This is a genomic window from Campylobacter sputorum (assembly GCF_002220775.1).
GTDB classification, from domain to species: domain Bacteria; phylum Campylobacterota; class Campylobacteria; order Campylobacterales; family Campylobacteraceae; genus Campylobacter_F; species Campylobacter_F bovis.
This window is the reverse complement of record NZ_CP019685.1, coordinates 1,080,277-1,098,154: the sequence shown is the minus strand read 5'-3', so window position 1 is coordinate 1,098,154 and position 17,878 is coordinate 1,080,277. Positions and strand designations below refer to the sequence as shown.

Annotated in this window: 17 protein-coding genes and 1 tRNA gene; 3 read left to right on the top strand and 15 right to left on the bottom strand. The window is 29.2% G+C overall.

The annotated features are described in order from the left end of the window. Positions 1–86: 86 nt before the first annotated feature. From CSPB_RS05400 to CSPB_RS05385, 4 genes are all read right to left on the bottom strand, one after another. On the bottom strand, positions 87–1,424 hold the full coding sequence (locus CSPB_RS05400) for a cation:dicarboxylate symporter family transporter (protein ID WP_089193461.1): 1,338 nt from the start codon (positions 1,422–1,424) through the stop codon (positions 87–89). A gap of 422 nt (positions 1,425–1,846) precedes the next feature. Beyond that, positions 1,847–1,922, bottom strand: a tRNA-Phe gene (locus tag CSPB_RS05395). 115 nt (positions 1,923–2,037) lie between these two features. Beyond that, a complete protein-coding gene (gene lon, locus CSPB_RS05390) occupies positions 2,038–4,440 on the bottom strand; it encodes an endopeptidase La (RefSeq protein ID WP_227484131.1) in 2,403 nt (800 codons plus the stop codon). Positions 4,441–4,448: 8 nt separating this feature from the next. Then, positions 4,449–5,087, bottom strand: coding sequence for an outer membrane protein assembly factor BamD (locus CSPB_RS05385; protein WP_404813372.1), 639 nt, complete (start codon positions 5,085–5,087; stop codon positions 4,449–4,451). 148 nt (positions 5,088–5,235) lie between these two features. On the opposite strand from CSPB_RS05385, the gene fliW reads away from it, so the two are divergent. After that, positions 5,236–5,625, top strand: coding sequence for a flagellar assembly protein FliW (fliW, locus tag CSPB_RS05380; protein WP_089193459.1), 390 nt, complete (start codon positions 5,236–5,238; stop codon positions 5,623–5,625). A gap of 4 nt (positions 5,626–5,629) precedes the next feature. Then, positions 5,630–6,376: a pyrroline-5-carboxylate reductase gene (locus CSPB_RS05375; protein ID WP_033915876.1), complete on the top strand. Its 747-nt coding sequence runs from the start codon at positions 5,630–5,632 to the stop codon at positions 6,374–6,376. 50 nt (positions 6,377–6,426) lie between these two features. Here the strand turns inward: CSPB_RS05375 and CSPB_RS05370 are convergent, their stop codons facing one another. From CSPB_RS05370 to murA, 11 genes are read right to left on the bottom strand one after another with little or no spacing between them, the layout of a single operon-like run. Further along, positions 6,427–7,605, bottom strand: a complete 1,179-nt coding sequence (locus CSPB_RS05370; RefSeq protein ID WP_033915875.1) for a pyridoxal phosphate-dependent aminotransferase — start codon at positions 7,603–7,605, stop codon at positions 6,427–6,429. A gap of 51 nt (positions 7,606–7,656) precedes the next feature. Beyond that, positions 7,657–8,256 (bottom strand): hypothetical protein, encoded by a 600-nt coding sequence (locus tag CSPB_RS05365; RefSeq protein ID WP_033915874.1) that lies wholly within the window; start codon positions 8,254–8,256, stop codon positions 7,657–7,659. A gap of 27 nt (positions 8,257–8,283) precedes the next feature. Further along, positions 8,284–8,976, bottom strand: coding sequence for a serine O-acetyltransferase (gene cysE, locus CSPB_RS05360; protein ID WP_033915873.1), 693 nt, complete (start codon positions 8,974–8,976; stop codon positions 8,284–8,286). A 3-nt stretch (positions 8,977–8,979) separates the two neighbouring features. Continuing rightward, positions 8,980–10,821: a biosynthetic arginine decarboxylase gene (speA, locus tag CSPB_RS05355; protein WP_089193458.1), complete on the bottom strand. Its 1,842-nt coding sequence runs from the start codon at positions 10,819–10,821 to the stop codon at positions 8,980–8,982. Beyond that, positions 10,818–12,059: a histidine--tRNA ligase gene (gene hisS / locus CSPB_RS05350; RefSeq protein WP_033915871.1), complete on the bottom strand. Its 1,242-nt coding sequence runs from the start codon at positions 12,057–12,059 to the stop codon at positions 10,818–10,820. Before hisS ends, speA begins: the two co-directional genes overlap by 4 nt. Further along, positions 12,052–12,633, bottom strand: coding sequence for a dTMP kinase (gene tmk, locus CSPB_RS05345; protein ID WP_089193457.1), 582 nt, complete (start codon positions 12,631–12,633; stop codon positions 12,052–12,054). Before tmk ends, hisS begins: the two co-directional genes overlap by 8 nt. Continuing rightward, complete coding sequence (gene coaD / locus CSPB_RS05340; RefSeq protein WP_089193456.1) at positions 12,627–13,103, bottom strand: pantetheine-phosphate adenylyltransferase; 477 nt, start codon at positions 13,101–13,103, stop codon at positions 12,627–12,629. Before coaD ends, tmk begins: the two co-directional genes overlap by 7 nt. Before the next feature lie 59 nt (positions 13,104–13,162). Then, positions 13,163–13,711 carry a UbiX family flavin prenyltransferase gene (locus CSPB_RS05335; protein ID WP_089193455.1) on the bottom strand — a complete coding sequence of 183 codons (549 nt, stop codon included), beginning with the start codon at positions 13,709–13,711 and terminating at the stop codon, positions 13,163–13,165. Next, positions 13,708–14,580, bottom strand: a complete 873-nt coding sequence (flgA, locus tag CSPB_RS05330; RefSeq protein WP_033915867.1) for a flagellar basal body P-ring formation chaperone FlgA — start codon at positions 14,578–14,580, stop codon at positions 13,708–13,710. The genes CSPB_RS05335 and flgA overlap by 4 nt, the downstream gene beginning before the upstream one ends. Next, complete coding sequence (locus CSPB_RS05325; RefSeq protein WP_089193454.1) at positions 14,580–15,761, bottom strand: molybdopterin molybdotransferase MoeA; 1,182 nt, start codon at positions 15,759–15,761, stop codon at positions 14,580–14,582. Before CSPB_RS05325 ends, flgA begins: the two co-directional genes overlap by 1 nt. A gap of 1 nt (position 15,762) precedes the next feature. Then, positions 15,763–17,031, bottom strand: a complete 1,269-nt coding sequence (gene murA, locus CSPB_RS05320) for a UDP-N-acetylglucosamine 1-carboxyvinyltransferase (RefSeq protein WP_089193453.1) — start codon at positions 17,029–17,031, stop codon at positions 15,763–15,765. A 126-nt stretch (positions 17,032–17,157) separates the two neighbouring features. On the opposite strand from murA, the gene CSPB_RS05315 reads away from it, so the two are divergent. Next, entirely contained in the window at positions 17,158–17,856 is a 699-nt protein-coding gene (locus CSPB_RS05315) for a CHAP domain-containing protein (RefSeq protein ID WP_089193452.1), read from the top strand. The last annotated feature ends 22 nt before the right edge of the window (positions 17,857–17,878 follow it).

The window sequence follows — 17,878 nt, the reverse complement described above, 5'->3', positions numbered from 1 at the left end:
TCTAAAAAATATTTAAACAATCATTTTGTATTTTTATAATGGTATTTTAAATAGCTACTTGCATAACGCTTTTTGTTGATATCAAATTAAAATTCTTTTGGATGATCTAGAGCATATCTAAATTTAGTTAAATCAACTTTTTTATCCCATATTGAAACAATTAAACAGCCAACGGCATTACCGCATAGATTTCCAACAGCACGCATTTCACTCATAAATTTATCAACTCCAAGTAAAACAGCAACTGTTGCTACTGGTATTATGTCTAGTGCAGAAAGTGTTCCTGCTAAGATAATAAACCCTGAACCAGTAACACCTACTGCGCCTTTGCTTGTAATCATCAAAATAAGCAGTGTCATAAGTAAATGCATAAATGATAAATCAATATTAAAAGCTTGTGCAAGAAAAATAACACTCATGGCTAAATATATATTTGTACAATCTAGATTAAATGAGTAGCCAGTTGGTATTATTAATCCGACAGAGCCTCTTTGAATACCTGCTTTTTCTAGTTTTTGCATAAGTGGAGCAAGTGCGGTTTCACTTGAGCTTGTGGCAAAAACTATAAGAACTTCTTTTGAGATAAAACGCATAAATTTAAATATATTAACTTTTGCAAAGTAACAAATGATGCCAAGTATTCCAAAAATAAATAAACAACAAGAAAATAGCATAACAAGAAGCAAGTTTATCATGCCCCATAGTGTATTTAATCCAAAATGACCAATTAGATAAGCCATTGCCGAAAATGCAGCAATAGGACTAAACCACATAAAAATGCTTAGAATTTTAAGCACAATGTGCTGCAAACTGGTAATTGGTTTCATGATAATATCTTTGTGCTTATGTGATAAAAATGATATAATAAACGCAGTTACAATAGCCATAAATAACACTTGAATGGTATTTCCGGTAATAAAAGGCGTAATTGGATCAGATGGTACAGCACCTTTTAAAATGTGCCAAATTTCATTAAACATATTTTCTATTGGGCTTGCATTTGGATCTAAGGCAATATTTTTTGATTGAGTTATAAATTTATCAACACCCTTGGTATCTAAATTTTCTATCTTTAAATTCATTCCAGACCCTGGTTGTAAAATTTTTGGAACAACTATACCGATCGCAAGGGCAAGAGTTGAAACAACTTCAAAGTATATGAAGGCCTTTAGCCCAATCGAACCAAGCTCTTTTAGGCTATGAAGCCCAGCTATACCAGAGACTATGGTTAGAAAAATTATAGGACCTATCATCATTTTAAGTACTTTGATAAATATTACTGCGCCTTGTTTTACTATGTGTGATTCTGCGAGCGGGGGATTTATTATACCAAGCAATATACCAGCAATTATCCCAAATACAACCCAAAAAGCCAAATTAGTTAATAGTTTTATGGTGCGAGATTTTTTTGTGAGTGTTTTCATTTCTTTCCTAATTAACATATAACTTACATAAAGTATTTTTAAAGTTTATTTAAATATTAAATTTATTATTTATAATAAAATAATAAAAAATATACGCATAGTAATATACATTGTTTTTTCTTAATTTTATATTATTTAAAGCTATCGTTTTATTGTATTTTATAAAGTAAAATTATTTTATATGTAAAAATAGTTAAAGTATTTAGACTCTAATTTATAAGTCTTTTTGGTATTTTCATAGTAAATAATGATGTATTGGCTAGCTTATAAATATATAAATAAAAGTAGTTTTTTAATTAAAGAATAAATTTAGAAAATGTGTAATTTTGTAAATATCTTATTTGACAAAAAACTTGCTTTATTATGTGCTTTTATTTATAATTGCTTGATATAAAATATTTGATTTGTATGGAGATGATAAATGGTGGTCAGAGGCAGAATCGAACTGCCGACACGCAGATTTTCAGTCTGCTGCTCTACCGACTGAGCTATCTAACCACGAAAAAGAATTATAATTATATCTTTGTATTTATTAAAATTTGTTTAATTATACTAAATTTTTATATTTTTTTGCAATTTAGCATAAATTTAACCTTGAAAAAGGTCAAATTTATTACTTTGTAAAAGCGTATTTTAATACATCTCTTATATGTTTAACTGGTTGTATATCTATAGCTTTTTTAACTTCATCTGGTATTTCATCCAAGTCTCTATCGTAATTTTTTTGAGGAATTAGAGCCAATTTTACACCAGCTTTATGGGCTGCAATTAATTTTTCTTTTAAACCGCCTATTGGCAATACATCGCCGCTTAATGTTATTTCACCTGTCATTGCAACATCTGATCTTATTTTTTGGTTTGTAAAAATAGAAGCAATTGCTGTGGCTATAGTTATTCCAGCACTCGGACCATCTTTTGGAGTTGCACCTTCTGGGACATGTAGATGAAGGTCATATTTGTGGTAAATTTCATCATCATTTTTTTCATCTTGTGTTTTTGGAATAAGGGTTTTTGGGACTTTTAGATATTTTTCATCTATTAAAACTTTTACAACACTATATGCAATTTGAGCCGATTCTTTCATAACATCGCCAAGTTGCCCAGTTAATTGAAGTAGTCCTTTGCCGCGTATTTTTATCGCTTCTATTTTAAGCACATCCCCGCCAACACTAGTCCAAGCAAGACCATTTACTATGCCAACTTGCGGGGCTCTTTTAATCTCATCTATTTCAAAAATTTTCTTTTCTAAATACTCTTTAACTTTTGCTTTTGTTATGGTTGTTTTTTTAATCTCATTGTCGCTTAAAACTATATTTTTGGCTACTTTTCTTAGAATATCTGCTATTTTTCTCCTTAAATTTCTAACACCGCTCTCTCTTGTGTATTCACTTATGATAAGTTCTATCGCGTCATTTTGAAAAATTATCTCTTTTGTGCTTAGGGCGTGTTTTTGTATTTCTTGTGGTATTAAGTATTTTTTAGCTATTTCAAATTTTTCTTGCGGTGTATAGGAGCTAAGAAAAATAAACTCCATTCTATCTCTAAGGGCTGGCGGTATCATGCTCACATCATTTGCTGTTGCTATAAATATAATTTTGCTAAGATCTATGTCAAAATTTAGATAATAGTCTCTAAATTTAGAATTTTGCTCAGGATCTAAAATTTCAAGCATCACAGCACTTGGATCGCCCCTATGTCCGTTTCCTATCTTGTCTATCTCATCTAAAACCATTACAGGATTCATCTGTTTTGCTTCTATGAAACCTTGAACTATCCTACCAGGCATTGCGCCAATGTAAGTTCTTCTATGCCCTCTAAGCTCATTTACATCTTCTAATCCACCAAGAGCTACGCGTATAAGTTCTCTTTTTAATGCTTTTGCTATTGAATTTGCAAGACTGGTTTTACCAACGCCAGGGGGTCCTGCAAAGCATATTATGGCGCCGTTATTTAATTTATTGTCACTTTTTCTTTTTTCTATCAGCTCTCTTAAAGCGAAATACTCTTCTATCCTTTCTTTTGGTTTTTTTAAAGAGTAGTGATCTTTATTTAGCTGTTTTGAGACTTGTGCTATGCTAGATTTTTGTTTTGAGATTTTTTCAAAAGGCACTTCAAGTGTCCAGTCAAGGTAGCTTTGTACCATTCCAGCATCAGCTGAATCTGGGTGAAGGCGAGATAGCTTATCTATTTGTTTTTTTATCTCTTTATAAGCCTCAGTTGATATAAATTTCTTTTTAGTTTCTAATTTTTTCTTGTATTCTTGAATTTCTTCTTCTTTGCTATTATCTGTGCCTAATTCTTCTTGAATTTGTTTTAGTTGTTCTTTTAAAAAATACTCTTTATTTACTTTTTCTATACGAGAATGAACCTTGCTTTTTATATCTTTTTCTATTTTATGAGATTTTATCTCTTCTGTTATATAATCAATCAGTCTTAAAGCTTTTTTTTCAAATTTTGTTTCTATAAAAAACTCATAAGCTAAATCTTTTTTTAATCTAAGAGAGCTTGATATAAGGTCGCAAATTCTTATGGGGTCTATATTTTCTTCTATAGCTTTAAGAAGTTCTGGCGGAAAGTAACTTATAAATTTGTTTAGCGTTTTTACTTTTTCTATAAGTGTATTCATAAGTGCCTCAACCTTATTTGGCTCAGGTAAAATCTCTTCTATAGCATCAACTTCAGCTATCAATGGTATTTTTTGTATTTGTTTGATTATGCGACCTTTTTGAATACCTTGAAAAAGTATTTTTACTCTTCCATCAGGAATAGTGGAGCGTCTCATGATATTTCCTATAACACCGCAATCAAAAATATCATCAAAATCTCTACTACCATCATTTTGAGGCTTTGTTGTAGTTATAAGTATAGGTTTAGAATTTTCTTGTGCGTAATTTATAGCTTCTATATTTTCATTATCTTCTATAAAAATTGGTGTAATCATAAAAGGATATAAAAAAATATTATCTTCTACTAAAACAGATATTTGCATTGGCAAACTTTCAATCTTGCTTATCATATTTTCTCCTATTCAAAAATGCTTCTATACCACGGAAGTGTTGGTGGTATTAAATTTGTATCTTTATAAGGGGAATTATCTATCTTTTCTTTATAAATTTCAGCAGATATATCTCTGCCTGTTCTTTCATATAAATCGGCTATTTGTAGATCCAAATAGTGCGTAGCAAGATTAAATTTCAGCAACATTGTCTCAGCTAATGGTCTATACATTGAGTTTGGATATTTGTATAGAAAATTTTGTATTTGAACGGTTGTATCATCCATTAGTTTTTGATTTCTATTTGGTCTTATAAATGAGTCAAAATTTGCTTTCATTTTTAAAAACTCTGCATATTCTGTTTTTTTATAATCCCCGTATTTTTTTATATATTCATCCAAATAGTAGTTTGCAAGCAGATACTCTTCATCTTCCATATGGGCTTGTGCTAGAATTATTAAAATAGTCTCTAATAGTGGCGAAGCGACATGTTCGCTTTGCATGGATGTATAGTGTTTATCGGCACTTTCTAAGTCTCTATCTCGTATATCTTTTATTATCAGGGAATACCACGCATCTGGAGATAAGTTGTAAATTTCATCAGACTTTGTTGAGCATGCAGTTATTACAAATGCAATTAATATCGCAATAATATATTTATATGATATTTTCATATAGCAATTTCCTTATAAAATAAATTCTTGGCATATTTTACACTTTTTTGTTTTATTTGTTTATAAAAAAGGGATATTTATATGCTTTTTGATAAAAAAATGATAGAATAACATAATAATATAAATTTATAAGGAGAGTATCATGATTTTTGATATAAAAAGTCCTATATTGGGTTTTGAGCAGATAAAAAAGGCTAAAATTGTTCAAATAGACGATTTTTTTGCAAGATTAGAAAGTCAGGACGATAAAACAACTTTTACACTAATAAATCCTTATGGATTTAGAGATTATGCTTTTGAAATTCCAGATTATTATATAAAACTTATGGATATAAAAGATAATAGCGAACTTAGAGTTTATGTTATAGTTGTACTTAATTCACCACTTGAAGAATCAACTATGAATTTTGTTGCTCCTATAGTTTGTAATATGACAAATAATACCATTTCTCAAGTTATACTTGATACTGTTGGTTATCCTCAATACAAACAAGCTGATAGGATAGCTAACTATATAAATAAAGATAATTAAATTTATGGAAGAAATTTTTATACTTGGCAATGGAGCTATGGCAACTGCTATGGCTTTTGGGTTAAAAGATAAGTATAGTGTTTTTTTGGTTGGCAGAAACAGAGAAAAATTAGAAAATTTAGAAAAACAAGGTTTTAAAACAGAGCTTTATGGAGATAAATTTGATATAAATAATAAATTTATTATATTAGCTTTTAAACCCTACGCTCTTGGTAGTGTTAGTCAAATTTTAAGTGGAAAAGCTGATTTAGTAATAAGTGTTTTAGCTACATCAACACTTGAAGATATAAAAAATCAAATTTCTTCAAATAGATATATAAAAGCTATGCCAAATATAGCTGCTAAATTTAAATCTTCTATAACTCCTTTTTTCTCAAAAGATTGCCACAATGAAGATGAGGTTATTTTATCTACATTTGGTGAAATTTGTAGAGTTGATAGTGAAGATGAGTTAAATATCGCAATGGCGATAAGTGGTTGTGCGCCGGCGTATTTAGCTTTGGTTGCTGAAGCTATGGCGTGCGGTTGTGTTAGTAAAGGGCTTAAAAAAGATATATCCCATAGTATTACTGCTGGTGTTTTTAAAAGTGTATCAGCACTACTAAAAGAATCTCATCCAGCTCTTATAAAAGAGTCTGTTTGTTCGCCTGCTGGAACTACTATAGAAGGTGTTAATGTCCTAGAAGAGCATTCTATTAGATCTGCTTTTATAAAAGCTATAAAAGCAAGTATAGATAAGGTGAGAAAATAAATTTATATGTTAATAAAATAGTAAGCTTTATTTAAAAGCTTACTAAATTTCTATTTTTTGTAGCTTTCAACAAATTTAGCGATTCTATCTATGGCTTTTTTGATACTATCTAAATCTGTTGCATAAGACATTCTAAAATATCCATCTAATCCAAATCCTATGCCTGGAACAGCCGCTACTTTAGCTTCGCTTAACATATCTTTACAAAATTTCATAGAATCTTTTTCTATCTCACTACAATTTACAAATATATAAAAAGCTCCATCTGGCTTTAATGCTTTTAATCCTTTTATATCGTTTATTGCTTTTACAGCGTAGTCTCTTCGTTCTTTGTAAGCTTTATTCATTTTTGCTATATCTTCGTTTGATTCGCCAAGTAGTCCAGGAATTGCTCCTGCTTGAACAATAGAACTTATATTTGATGTGCTTTGGCTTTGTATAGATTTAACAGCTTTTGTAAGTTCTGGTATCTTGCAAGCCATATAGCCAAATCTCCATCCTGGCATTGCACCACATTTACTAAGCCCATTTATAGTTATTGTGCGTTTTAACATATCTTCGCTTATACTTGCTGTTGCACAAAATTCTCCATCAAATACTAATTTTTCATAAATTTCATCGCTGATTACAACTATATCTGTATCTTTTAGTATTTTGGCAAATTGACTTAATTCTTCTTTTGTATATATTGAACCTGTTGGATTGCTTGGGGAATTTAATATGAGTAATTTACTTTTTGTAGTAATAGCGTTTTTTAGCTGCTCAGCTGTAATCTTAAATTTACTACTCTCATCTGTATTTATAATCACTGGTGTTCCGCCTGCAAATTTAACTATCTCAGGATAACTTACCCAGTAAGGTGCTGGTATAATAACTTCATCGCCTTGCTCTATCATAGCTTGAATTATATTGAAAATAGAGTGTTTAGCACCAACATTAGTTATTATTTCATTTGTTTCATATTCTAAATTATTGTCTTTTTTTAGTTTTGTTTTTATAGCTTGTAAAACCTCAAGAGTTCCTGGTATTGGAGTATATTTTGAACAACCTTGTGATAAAGCAACTTTTACGGCACTTTTTATTATCTCTGGCGTATCAAAGTCTGGTTCTCCTGCACTCAAACTTATAACATCTATGCCATTAGCTTTCATTTCTTTTGCTTTTGCACTTATTGCTATTGTTACAGATTCTTTGATAGATTTAGCTCTATTTGCGAGATGTATATTCATTAGATATCCTTTATGAAATCAATGTAGTAAATTTAAAACATAATTATTATACTATTTTTTTCTTGTTTTAATCATAAAGTATATACTTGAAAATAAACATAATATATATCCAAAAAACTCACTTCCTTCTTGAACTATATTTTTGACAATATTTGCATAATTATCCGGTAAGAATATATTCCAAAACATAGTTGTTCCAAATAATCTTGAAAATACTAATATTGTTAAAAGTCCAGATATCATCATGCCAAAATATGGTAAGTTTTTATAGTATTCAAAGCCATTTAAAAGTTTATTTTTATCTCTCAAAGCAAGTATTGTGCCAGTAATAGTTGTTAAAATAGTAAAATAAAACCAAGAACCATGATGCAATATATCAAATAAGAAATCAAACTCTCTTATTAATATACAAATAAAAAATGATCCTATAAGTATGCAAATATGTTTTAAAATATATATTTTTTTTGCTATATAAAAATATATACAAATAATAATAAAAATTATTATTTCTTGTGAAATTTCAATAAACGAATATTCGCTTACTATATCGTTTATATCTTCAATATTTATATTAGCGTATGATACAAGCATTATGGTAAGTAAAATAAAACTCATTATTAAAAATATTAAAATATGTTTTATTAAATTCATAAATTTAACCCTTTTTTCTAAAACTTTTTAATTTTTAATAATATAGTTTTTATATAACTCTTCTAAAGCTTTGTCTTTTGATAATATGTCTTCGTTGTCTTTATGTAAAATTTCTTCGATTATTGAAATTCTTTTTACAAGATATTCAAATAGCTCTTTGTTTATATTTGGAATTTTATTATGAGAAAGAGGTGTTTTATCACAACCTCCAAGTACTGTAGCAGGAATTCCAACAGCAGTGCAATTTGGTGGAACACTTTTTACTACAACTGAATTTGCTCCTATTTTAGAGTTTTTACCTATTGTGATATTTCCTAAAATTTTAGCTCCAGCACCAACTACAACACCTTCTTTTAAGGTAGGGTGGCGTTTTCCTTTATCTAAACTAACGCCACCTAATGTTACGCCTTGATATAACAATACTCTATCACCAATTTCGGCAGTTTCTCCTATAACAATTCCAGTTGCGTGATCTAAAAAAACTCTTCTCCCTACTTTTGCACCAGGGTGAATATCAACTCCTGTGAAAAATCTTGAAATTCCAGCCATAATTCTAGCCAATCTTTTAAATCCTTTAGTATGGAAAAAATGTGCAAAACGATGGTTTATAATAGCCCAAACCCCAGGATAGTTAAAAAATATCTCTAGTAAGCTATTAAAAGCTGGATCTTGCCTTTTTGGTTCTAAAAAATCTTCTTTTATAATATTTAAAAATTCCATGTATCAACCTATGGTTTTTAGGTATCCATTATCATTTAAAAATAGATATAATTCACCTAAAATATGTTTTTTTTGTTTTTCATCAACAAGCTCTGATTTTTCGATTCTCTCATTTAAAGTGTCTCTTATCTCATAAACATCATAATCCATATCTTCTAAAATGTCAAGAACTGATTGTGATTCTAATACATCTGATATTTCATAACCACCATTTTCTTTTAGTGTTATTGTAGCTTCAGTTGGATGAGTAAAAAGATTGTGATTCATTCCTAAAACTTCTTGATAGGCACCAACTAAGAAAAATCCTAGATAATAGTTTTCGTTTTGTATATCAATATCGTGTAAAAAAAGTTGATTCTTGTTTGTATCAAAAGGAATTTCTCCATCACTATCACAAGTTATATCCCAAATGGAAGCCGATCTGTTTGGGCGTTCGTCAAGTTTTTCAAGGGGCATTATTGGAAAATGCTGTTTTAATCCCCAAAAATCTGGTAAAGATTGAAATAATGAGAAATTTACAAGATACCGCTCTTGCACTTCATTTTGTATTTTTGATAAATCACTAAAATTTTGTTTATTTCCAAGCATTGCAACTGCTTTTTTCATTATAAGATTTGCAAGTATTTCCGCGTTTGATCTATCTTGTAAATCAGCATATCCTAAATCAAATAGTGTTAAAACGCTTTCCATATGAGCTATTGAGTCGTGAAGATATTCAAGAGCATTTGTTGGTTTTATGTTTTGATATAAATCATAAAGTTCTGTTATAAGCGGAGGATTTGTTTTTTTAAGACATATTTTATCCTCTGAGTACTCTTGCGAGAATAGCTCTAAAACAGGTGCAACTAAAACAGCGTGATTTGCAGAGACATATCTGCCAGATTCTATAAATATATTTGGTTCTTCAACTTTTTTTTGATTTGATATTGTTTTTAGTAAAAATACAACATCATTTGCATACTCTCTTAGCGTATAGTTTCTAAGAGAGTTTTCTTTCATTTGTGAGTATTCGACAGCTAATCCACCGCCTAAATTTATGGCTTTTAGATTTTTTGCTCCCATTTTTCTAAGTTCTGCATATATATTTCCAGCTTCAGTTAAGGCTTTTTTAAGAGGATGAATTTCGTTTATTTGAGAACCTATATGAAAATGTATCATTGTAAATTTATCAAGTAAATTTGCCTCTTTTAATAAATTCATAGCTTCTATTAACTCTGTTGATGTTAAACCAAATTTAGAGTTAATGCCAGCACTTTTTGCCCAAGCACCGCTTCCAGAGCTGTGAAGCCTTATTCTAAGACCAATATTTGGTTTTGGCTTAAATCTTTCTTTGGCAGTTTCAATTATCCCTTTTAGTTCGCTTAACCCTTCAATGGTAAGAGTTATATTGTGCCCCATTTCTGCTGCTATAAAACCTATATTTATTAGCTCTTTATCTTTAAAACCATTTACTGTAATTGGTGCTTCAAAGTTATTGTATGCCATTGCTAATAAAAGTTCAGCCTTACTTCCAGCTTCTAGTCCATATTTATAGGGATTTCCTATCTTAACTAAGTTTTTTACAAAACCTGGATATTGATTTACTTTAAGCGGATAAACTGCACTAAAATTGCCATTGTAATCAAATTCTTTTCTAGCTCTTTCAAAATTTGAATAAATTTCAACTATTTGCTTTTTGATGAGATGTGGAAATCTAAGCAATATCGGTCCTCTTATACCATCTTGCCTAATATCGTTTATCATATCTATCAAAGCTGGTTTAAAATCTGTATTTAAGCAGACTCTACCACCGCCATCTATTGTAAAATTTGAATTACCCCAAATACTAAGACCATAATCATTCATAAATTTGCCTTCAATTCTTGTTTTATATCTGAAATTTTGATCTTTTTATCTTGTTTATTTTGTAAATTTTTATACCAAATTTCGCTGTTTTTTGCTTCATCTTCTCCCACGCACAAAAACACATTAGCATTTATATTGTCAGCATTTTTTAAGTGTTTTGTTGCATTTTTTGCCTCATAAGATATTTCTACTTCATATTCATCTCTTAAATTTAAGCAAAGAGTATAAATTTGATCTATAAATTTATCATCTAAAGCGCATAAATATATTTTTTTTCTTTGTATTTTGTAGTCTTTAGAAGATAAAATTTCCATTATTCTTTCTATACCAAGGGCAAATCCTACGCCATATGTTGATTTTCCACCTAAAAATTCAACTAAATTATCATATCTTCCGCCACCTAAAACTGCACTTTGTGAGCCTATTTCATCGCTAACAAACTCAAAAGCTGTTTTTGTATAATAATCAAGTCCGCGCACAAGTTTTGGATCTATTTCAAATTTAATGCCGTTTTTTGTTAAAATTTCTTGTAGTTTTTTAAATTCACTTTCGCACTCTTTACTTAGATTATCTATAATAAGCGGTGCATTTTGTAAAACTTCCTTACAATGATCGACTTTACAATCTAAAACTCTTATTGGATTTGTTTGTATGCGTCTTTTGCAATCTTCGCAAAGTTCATCTTGTATATTGTTTAGAAAAGCAACAAGTTTATTTTTATATTCGGGCATACAATTTTTATCGCCTAGCGAGTTTATTTTTAGAGCTGTTTTTATGCCTAATTTTTGCAGTATTTTAGCACCTATTATGATAACACTAGCATCTTCATAAATGCTATTTTCTCCAAAGCATTCTATGCCAAATTGATGAAATTCTCTCAAACGACCTTTTTGCGGTCTTTCGTATCTAAACATACTTCCGTGATAAAAATATCTTTTAACACCACTTGTTTTATCAAATTTATGTTCTATAAAAGCTCTAACAACGCCTGCTGTTCCTTCTGGTCTTAAACAAACATCATTTCCGCCTTTGTCTGTAAATTCATACATTTCTTTTCCAACAATATCACTACTCTCGCCAACACTTCTTTTAAAAAGAGAAGTGTTTTCAAGTTTTGGTGTTTCAATAAAACTATATCCAAAATTTAAAGCAACGCTTTCACAAACTTCTATGATATGTTTGTAAATTTGGGCTTTTTCATTTAGTATGTCATTCATACCTCTAAGTGCTTTAATCATTTATAAACTCCAGAATTTGTTTATGGATAGTCTGTATCTCAAGAGTTGAATCAATACTTAAAACATCAAATTTACTATTTTTAAATAAAATTTCCATATAGTGTTCAACTCTTTTTAAATATTCTAATCCTCGTTTTTCAATGCTATCTAAATTTCTTAAATTAAGTCTATTTTCTAAAATATCAAAATTTGCTTTTAAAAATATAAATTTATCTCCAAAATCATTATCTAGGACAAATTCGTTAAATTTTATAAGTTTTTCTATATCTAGTGTAGGATCATTTGCCATAGCATAAGCAATCCCTGATATAAAGCCTCTATCGCTAAAAATCATTTTATTTTTATTAGGTTTTATAATCTCATCATAATGTTGTGCTCTATCTGCTAAAAATAGTAAAAGTTCAGATTTGTATGATATTTTACCACTATTTTTCAATAAAAACTCTCTTATTTTGTTTCCAAAATTTGTTCCACCTGGCTCTTTTGTGATTATAGCGTCTTTGTAAATATCTGCTAAAAGTGATATTTGAGTGCTTTTGCCAACTCCGTCAATTCCTTCTATGGTTACTAACATTTTTCATCCAACATATGTAAAATTTCTTTTGGTACTACGCTTGAAACATCGCCACCATGTAAAAAAATAGATCTCACCACTGAGCTGCTTACAAATGCATATTTTAAAGATGGCATTAGATAAACCGTTTCTATATTGTTCCATAGTGCAGTATTTGCATACCCCATTTGTAGTTCGTATTCAAAATCGCTAACAGCCCTAAGTCCCCTTATGATTGTGTTTATACCGTTTTCTTTGGCAAAATCAACTAGTAGATTATCAAAGCCAACTACTTTTATATTTTTTATTTCTTTAGTGGCTATTTTTGTCATCTCAATGCGTTTTTCCAAGCTAAAATATGGTTTTTTATTTTCAGATAATGCAACTGCTATTATAACCTCATCAAAGAGTTTTTTAGCTCTTTGTATAACATCCAAATGACCGTTTGTTATAGGGTCAAATGTTCCTGGATATATACATGATTTAAACATTTTGTTTGCTACCTAAAAAATAAATTATAATTTTATCTAAAGTTTTATTATACATTAATTTATCTCCATTTTTTATATAAATTATGTTCAAAATTTAAGCTATCAAGCCATTTTCCAACAAAAAAGTTTTCTAAATCATCAAGTGATTTAATATCTGAGTAATTTGCATAAACAGGCGGTGCTATAATTACCCCAATGGATGATAACATAGCCATTTGATTTAGAGATATATATGAAAGCGGCATTTCTCTAACGCCTAATACAAGTTGCTTTTTTTCTTTTATAGCAACTGCTGCTGATCTTGCGATAAGATTATCGCTTATGCCTGATGCAATTTTGCCTAAAGTATTTATAGAACATGGTGTAATTATTGTTTTTGAAATACCAAAAGAACCACTTGAAACAGGTGCTCCTAAGTCTTTGTTATCAAAAAATGTAATATTTTTAAATTTATCTTTGCTAAAAACTATATGATTTTCTATATTTAAAACATTCTTAGCATTTTGACTAATTACTGCAAAAATTTCTAAATTATTTGGTAAATTTAAAAGCAGTTTGATTCCTAAATTTACACCACTTGCACCGCTTATACAAACTAATACTTTCATTGTATCAATACTCCATTTTTTGATATAATTTTAGCATTAAAAAGTTTTCCATCATTTGTTCTTACTCTTATAATATCTCCTATAACGCCGCTATCTAGGGCTTTAACTTCTACATTTACACTTAGCGCATTATCTATAAAAATAGCATTTATGGTTGAGTTTTTTTTGACATCTGCCATTATGCTAAATTGTGTTGATGTTAAAACACTTCCTCGTTTAATTTTTTGTTTTGAGATAATTTTTGTTGTAGGTATATCGCTTAGTGCGTTTATTTTATAATCTTTTAAATCAATATATTCATATCTATAATCACTAATATTTAAAACATGCTTTGCGTTTATATCTTTTGTTGCAATAAAAGCCCCGATTTTAGCATCTAGTGTGTATTTAAAAAAGAAAATTTTTCTGTTATTTGTATCATTTTTTTTCTTTAAAAAAAGTATAAATTTGCCATTTTCATTTCGTATATCTGTGATTTTTATATAATCAATATTGTATAAAAAAAAATCATCTGGAAGTTTGGCTTGTGTGGATATATCAAAATTATTTATCTTTAAATCACCATAATTTTTGTAAATTTCTTTTAAAACGCTGTTTTTAACTATATCTATAAAGGAACAATCAAGCTTAAATTTAACAATTCCACCGCTAAAATCTCTATACTTTATACCGTTTTTTACAAGTTCTAGTCTTATTATTTCGCTACTAACACTAGTTTGGTTTAAATCAAAAAGTAAAGCAGTATCTTTAGGATCTTCTGTTATATCATAAAGCATAACGAAATTAGAGTTTATGCAGTATTGCGGTAAAATTTTTACATTTGCAAAACAAATAAGTGGGATAATTGTAAGTAATATAATTTTTTTCATCACAATGTATATTTTATTACTTGTATTTCATTACCACTTTCTAGTTTTAAATTTTGTTCATTTGATAAGCAAATCGCATTATTTAAAGTAAGTGGCTTTATCATCCCTGAGCCGTAGTTTTCCAAATATGGCGTGAAAATACCATCATTGTAATTACCTAGTATGATATTTGTTCTTTGTGGTTTTAATTTTATAGTATTTGAAATTTTGGTGTTGATAGTTTTATGTTTAAAATCCGCTTGCCCGTTCATTTTTTTAAGAGTTGGGATTAGTATTAAAAAACATGTAAAAAATGCTGTCATGGGATTTCCTGGAAGTATAAAAACAAATTTATCATCTTTTATAAATACTTTTACAGGACCACCTGGTTTTAAATTTAATCTATCAAAAATTTCTTCATATCCTAAGCCCAAAAGTGCTTCTTTCATAAAGTCTTTATCGCCTTTGCTAGCTCCTCCTGAGCAAATTAAAACATCATAATTTAAATTTGATAAAAAAGCTTTTTTTGTATCTTCTAAAGAGTCTTTTATAATGCCCTTATAAACACTTTTAAATCCATTATAAGCAAGTAAAGATGCGATTGCACTTGCATTTACATTGTAAATTTGCTCACTACTTGCATTTTCCCAAACTTCTACAAGTTCATCTCCGCTTGAAAAAAGTGCTATACTTGGCTTTGAAAAAACTAAAATTTCATTTATACCTTGACTTGCTAAAAGCATTATCTCACTTGGAGTTATTTTTGTACCTTTTTTTAGTAAAATTTCTCCGCTTTTTATCTCTTCACCTTTGTATCTAAAAGCATTGTTTTTCTTTGTTTTTTCATCTATAAAAAGCTTATTATCTTTTATAATGGCATCTTCAAGGCGAACTATGGTATCCGCATTTTTTGGCATTATCGCACCAGTCATTATACGAATTGCTTCATTTTTATCTGTATGGTATTGTGTTTTATCTCCAGCAAAAATGGTTATTTGTGATATGTTTAATGGAGTGTCTTTATCATCAAATTTAAAAGCATATCCATCAAGAGCGCTATTATCAAAGCATGGAAGATCTTTTGATGCGTAGATATCTTTTGCTAAAACTTTACCTAAAGATGAGGCAATGTTTGTGTATTCATTTTTAGTGCAAGTATTGATTTTTGAAAAAAGTAAATTTAGCCCATCATTATAGTTCATTTTATTCCTCTAATCTTTTAATTTTCGCACCAAGTTTAGATAGTTTTATTTCAAGTTTTTCATAGCCTCTATCAAGGTGATAAATTCTATGGACTCTTGTAGTTCCATTTGCAACAAGTCCGGCTAGAACAAGGGCTGAACTTGCTCTTAAATCAGTTGCCATGACATCAGTTGCGTTTAGTTTTATGCCACCATTTATCGTTGCAATATGAGCATTTAGTTTTATATCTGCTCCCATTCTTAAAAGTTCACTTACATGCATAAATCTGTTTTCAAAAAGTCTTTCATCAATTACGCTAGTTCCATTTGCAACAAGACAAAGTGCCATAAATTGAGCTTGCATATCTGTTGGAAAACCGGGGTATTCGCTTGTTATAATTTCTATAGGTTTTATTTTTTTTGCTGGTAATATAGTTATGCAATCTACATCTATTTTTATACCATATCCCATACTTTCAAATTTATCTAACACTGCTACTAGATGGTTTGGATTTACATTTTTTACAGTAATTTGTGAATTTGTTATAGCTCCTGCGCACAAATAAGTTCCAGCTTCTATCCTATCTGGTATAACATTTATTTCTTTTATATCAAGTAGTTTTCCACTGCTTCCTTTTATGATAAGTTCACTTGTGCCAATACCTTTTATATCAACTCCACTTTGTGATAAAATCTCGCAAAGTGCTACAACTTCTGGCTCTTTTGCTGCATTTATGATTTTTGTTGTACCATTTGCAAGAGCTGCTGCCATTATGATATTTTCGCTTCCAGTAACAGTTATTTTATCAAAAATAATATTTGCACCTTTTAGCCCATCTTTTGGCGTAGTAGCTACAACATATCCCTCTTTTATCTCTATTTTTGCACCCATTTTTTCCAATGCACTTAGGTGTAGGTCTATTGGTCTTTGACCTATGGCACAGCCACCTGGAAGCGAAACTTCACAATGGTGAAATCTTGCAAGAAGTGGTCCTAGAACTAAGATGGAGGCTCTCATCTTTCTAACAATATCATATGTTGCTTTTGTTGAATTTATCGTAGTTGTGTCTATTTTAACTTGGTGTGATTTTATAAATTTACAAGATGAGCCTAAATTTTCAAGTAGTTTGCATATAGTTTTTATATCTTCAACTTCTGGTATATTTTTTATATTTACAGGTTTTTTCGAAAGTATTGAACAAGCTATGGAAGGTAAGGCTGCATTTTTTGCACCACATATTTTTACTTCGCCGCTTAATTTATACCCACCTTTTATCGATAATAGATACATATTTAACCTTGATTTTGATTTTTGCCATTGTAGCGAAAATTTGCTTAACTTTTTAAATTTTTATTTAAATTAGTAACTTTTAATGATATAATAAAAAATCCCAAAAATTTATTTACAGGTTTGTTTATGAATACAAAAAAATTTATAGTGTTTTTAGTGAGTTTGATTTTTTTTGTAGGATGTTCTACTAAAACAGATGTAGTGCAAAATGATTTTTATGATATTTATAATGATGAAAATTTAACAGATATAAAAGAAGATTTTCAATCTCAACTTGTATTGCAAGATGAAAAAACAGAGGAATTTTCAATTCCAAATGCAGATAAATATCCCTATGATTTAGTTAAACTACTAGATAGATATTTAGATACAAAAGCAGGTGGCGATTGTTCTGGTTTTGTGTCTCTCATAAATAACAGATATGATAATTTATATTTTGATGAAAATGAATTAAATTCTTACTACTCAAATCATAGAAAATCTCAAGCTATGTATAATCTTTATAAATATAATGAAAAAATATCGTTAAAAAATCCTAAAGTAGGGGATTTGATATTTTTTTCAAACACATCTACAAAAAAATCCATAAAATCTGTAAATCCTAAAAATGTCACACATGTTGGGATTATAAGGGGTATAAATAAAGATGGAACTATAAAATTTATTCACTTTGCAAGTGGTAAAAACATGTATGGATATATGAACTTAAGAGATAAAAATACCCATATTAGAGATAATAAAATTATAAATAGTTATATAACTAGATGTTCGAGTGCTTCTTGTCTTACTTCAAATAGATTTATAGGATATGGAAAGTTAAATTAAGTCTATTTTTGTAAAATTAAGC

Coding starts and splice junctions, on each gene's coding strand:
- CSPB_RS05335 (WP_089193455.1), bottom strand. CDS start 13,711: ATGAAAGTATTAGTTTGTATAAGCGGTGCAAGTGGTGTAAATTTAGGA.
- cysE (WP_033915873.1), bottom strand. CDS start 8,976: ATGGAATTTTTAAATATTATAAAAGAAGATTTTTTAGAACCAAAAAGG.
- fliW (WP_089193459.1), top strand. CDS start 5,236: ATGATTTTTGATATAAAAAGTCCTATATTGGGTTTTGAGCAGATAAAA.
- CSPB_RS05375 (WP_033915876.1), top strand. CDS start 5,630: ATGGAAGAAATTTTTATACTTGGCAATGGAGCTATGGCAACTGCTATG.
- speA (WP_089193458.1), bottom strand. CDS start 10,821: ATGAATGATTATGGTCTTAGTATTTGGGGTAATTCAAATTTTACAATA.
- coaD (WP_089193456.1), bottom strand. CDS start 13,103: ATGTTTAAATCATGTATATATCCAGGAACATTTGACCCTATAACAAAC.
- CSPB_RS05315 (WP_089193452.1), top strand. CDS start 17,158: ATGAATACAAAAAAATTTATAGTGTTTTTAGTGAGTTTGATTTTTTTT.
- flgA (WP_033915867.1), bottom strand. CDS start 14,580: ATGAAAAAAATTATATTACTTACAATTATCCCACTTATTTGTTTTGCA.
- CSPB_RS05400 (WP_089193461.1), bottom strand. CDS start 1,424: ATGAAAACACTCACAAAAAAATCTCGCACCATAAAACTATTAACTAAT.
- tmk (WP_089193457.1), bottom strand. CDS start 12,633: ATGTTAGTAACCATAGAAGGAATTGACGGAGTTGGCAAAAGCACTCAA.
- lon (WP_227484131.1), bottom strand. CDS start 4,440: ATGATAAGCAAGATTGAAAGTTTGCCAATGCAAATATCTGTTTTAGTA.
- CSPB_RS05365 (WP_033915874.1), bottom strand. CDS start 8,256: ATGAATTTAATAAAACATATTTTAATATTTTTAATAATGAGTTTTATT.
- hisS (WP_033915871.1), bottom strand. CDS start 12,059: ATGATTAAAGCACTTAGAGGTATGAATGACATACTAAATGAAAAAGCC.
- murA (WP_089193453.1), bottom strand. CDS start 17,031: ATGTATCTATTATCGATAAAAGGTGGGTATAAATTAAGCGGCGAAGTA.
- CSPB_RS05325 (WP_089193454.1), bottom strand. CDS start 15,761: ATGAACTATAATGATGGGCTAAATTTACTTTTTTCAAAAATCAATACT.
- CSPB_RS05370 (WP_033915875.1), bottom strand. CDS start 7,605: ATGAATATACATCTCGCAAATAGAGCTAAATCTATCAAAGAATCTGTA.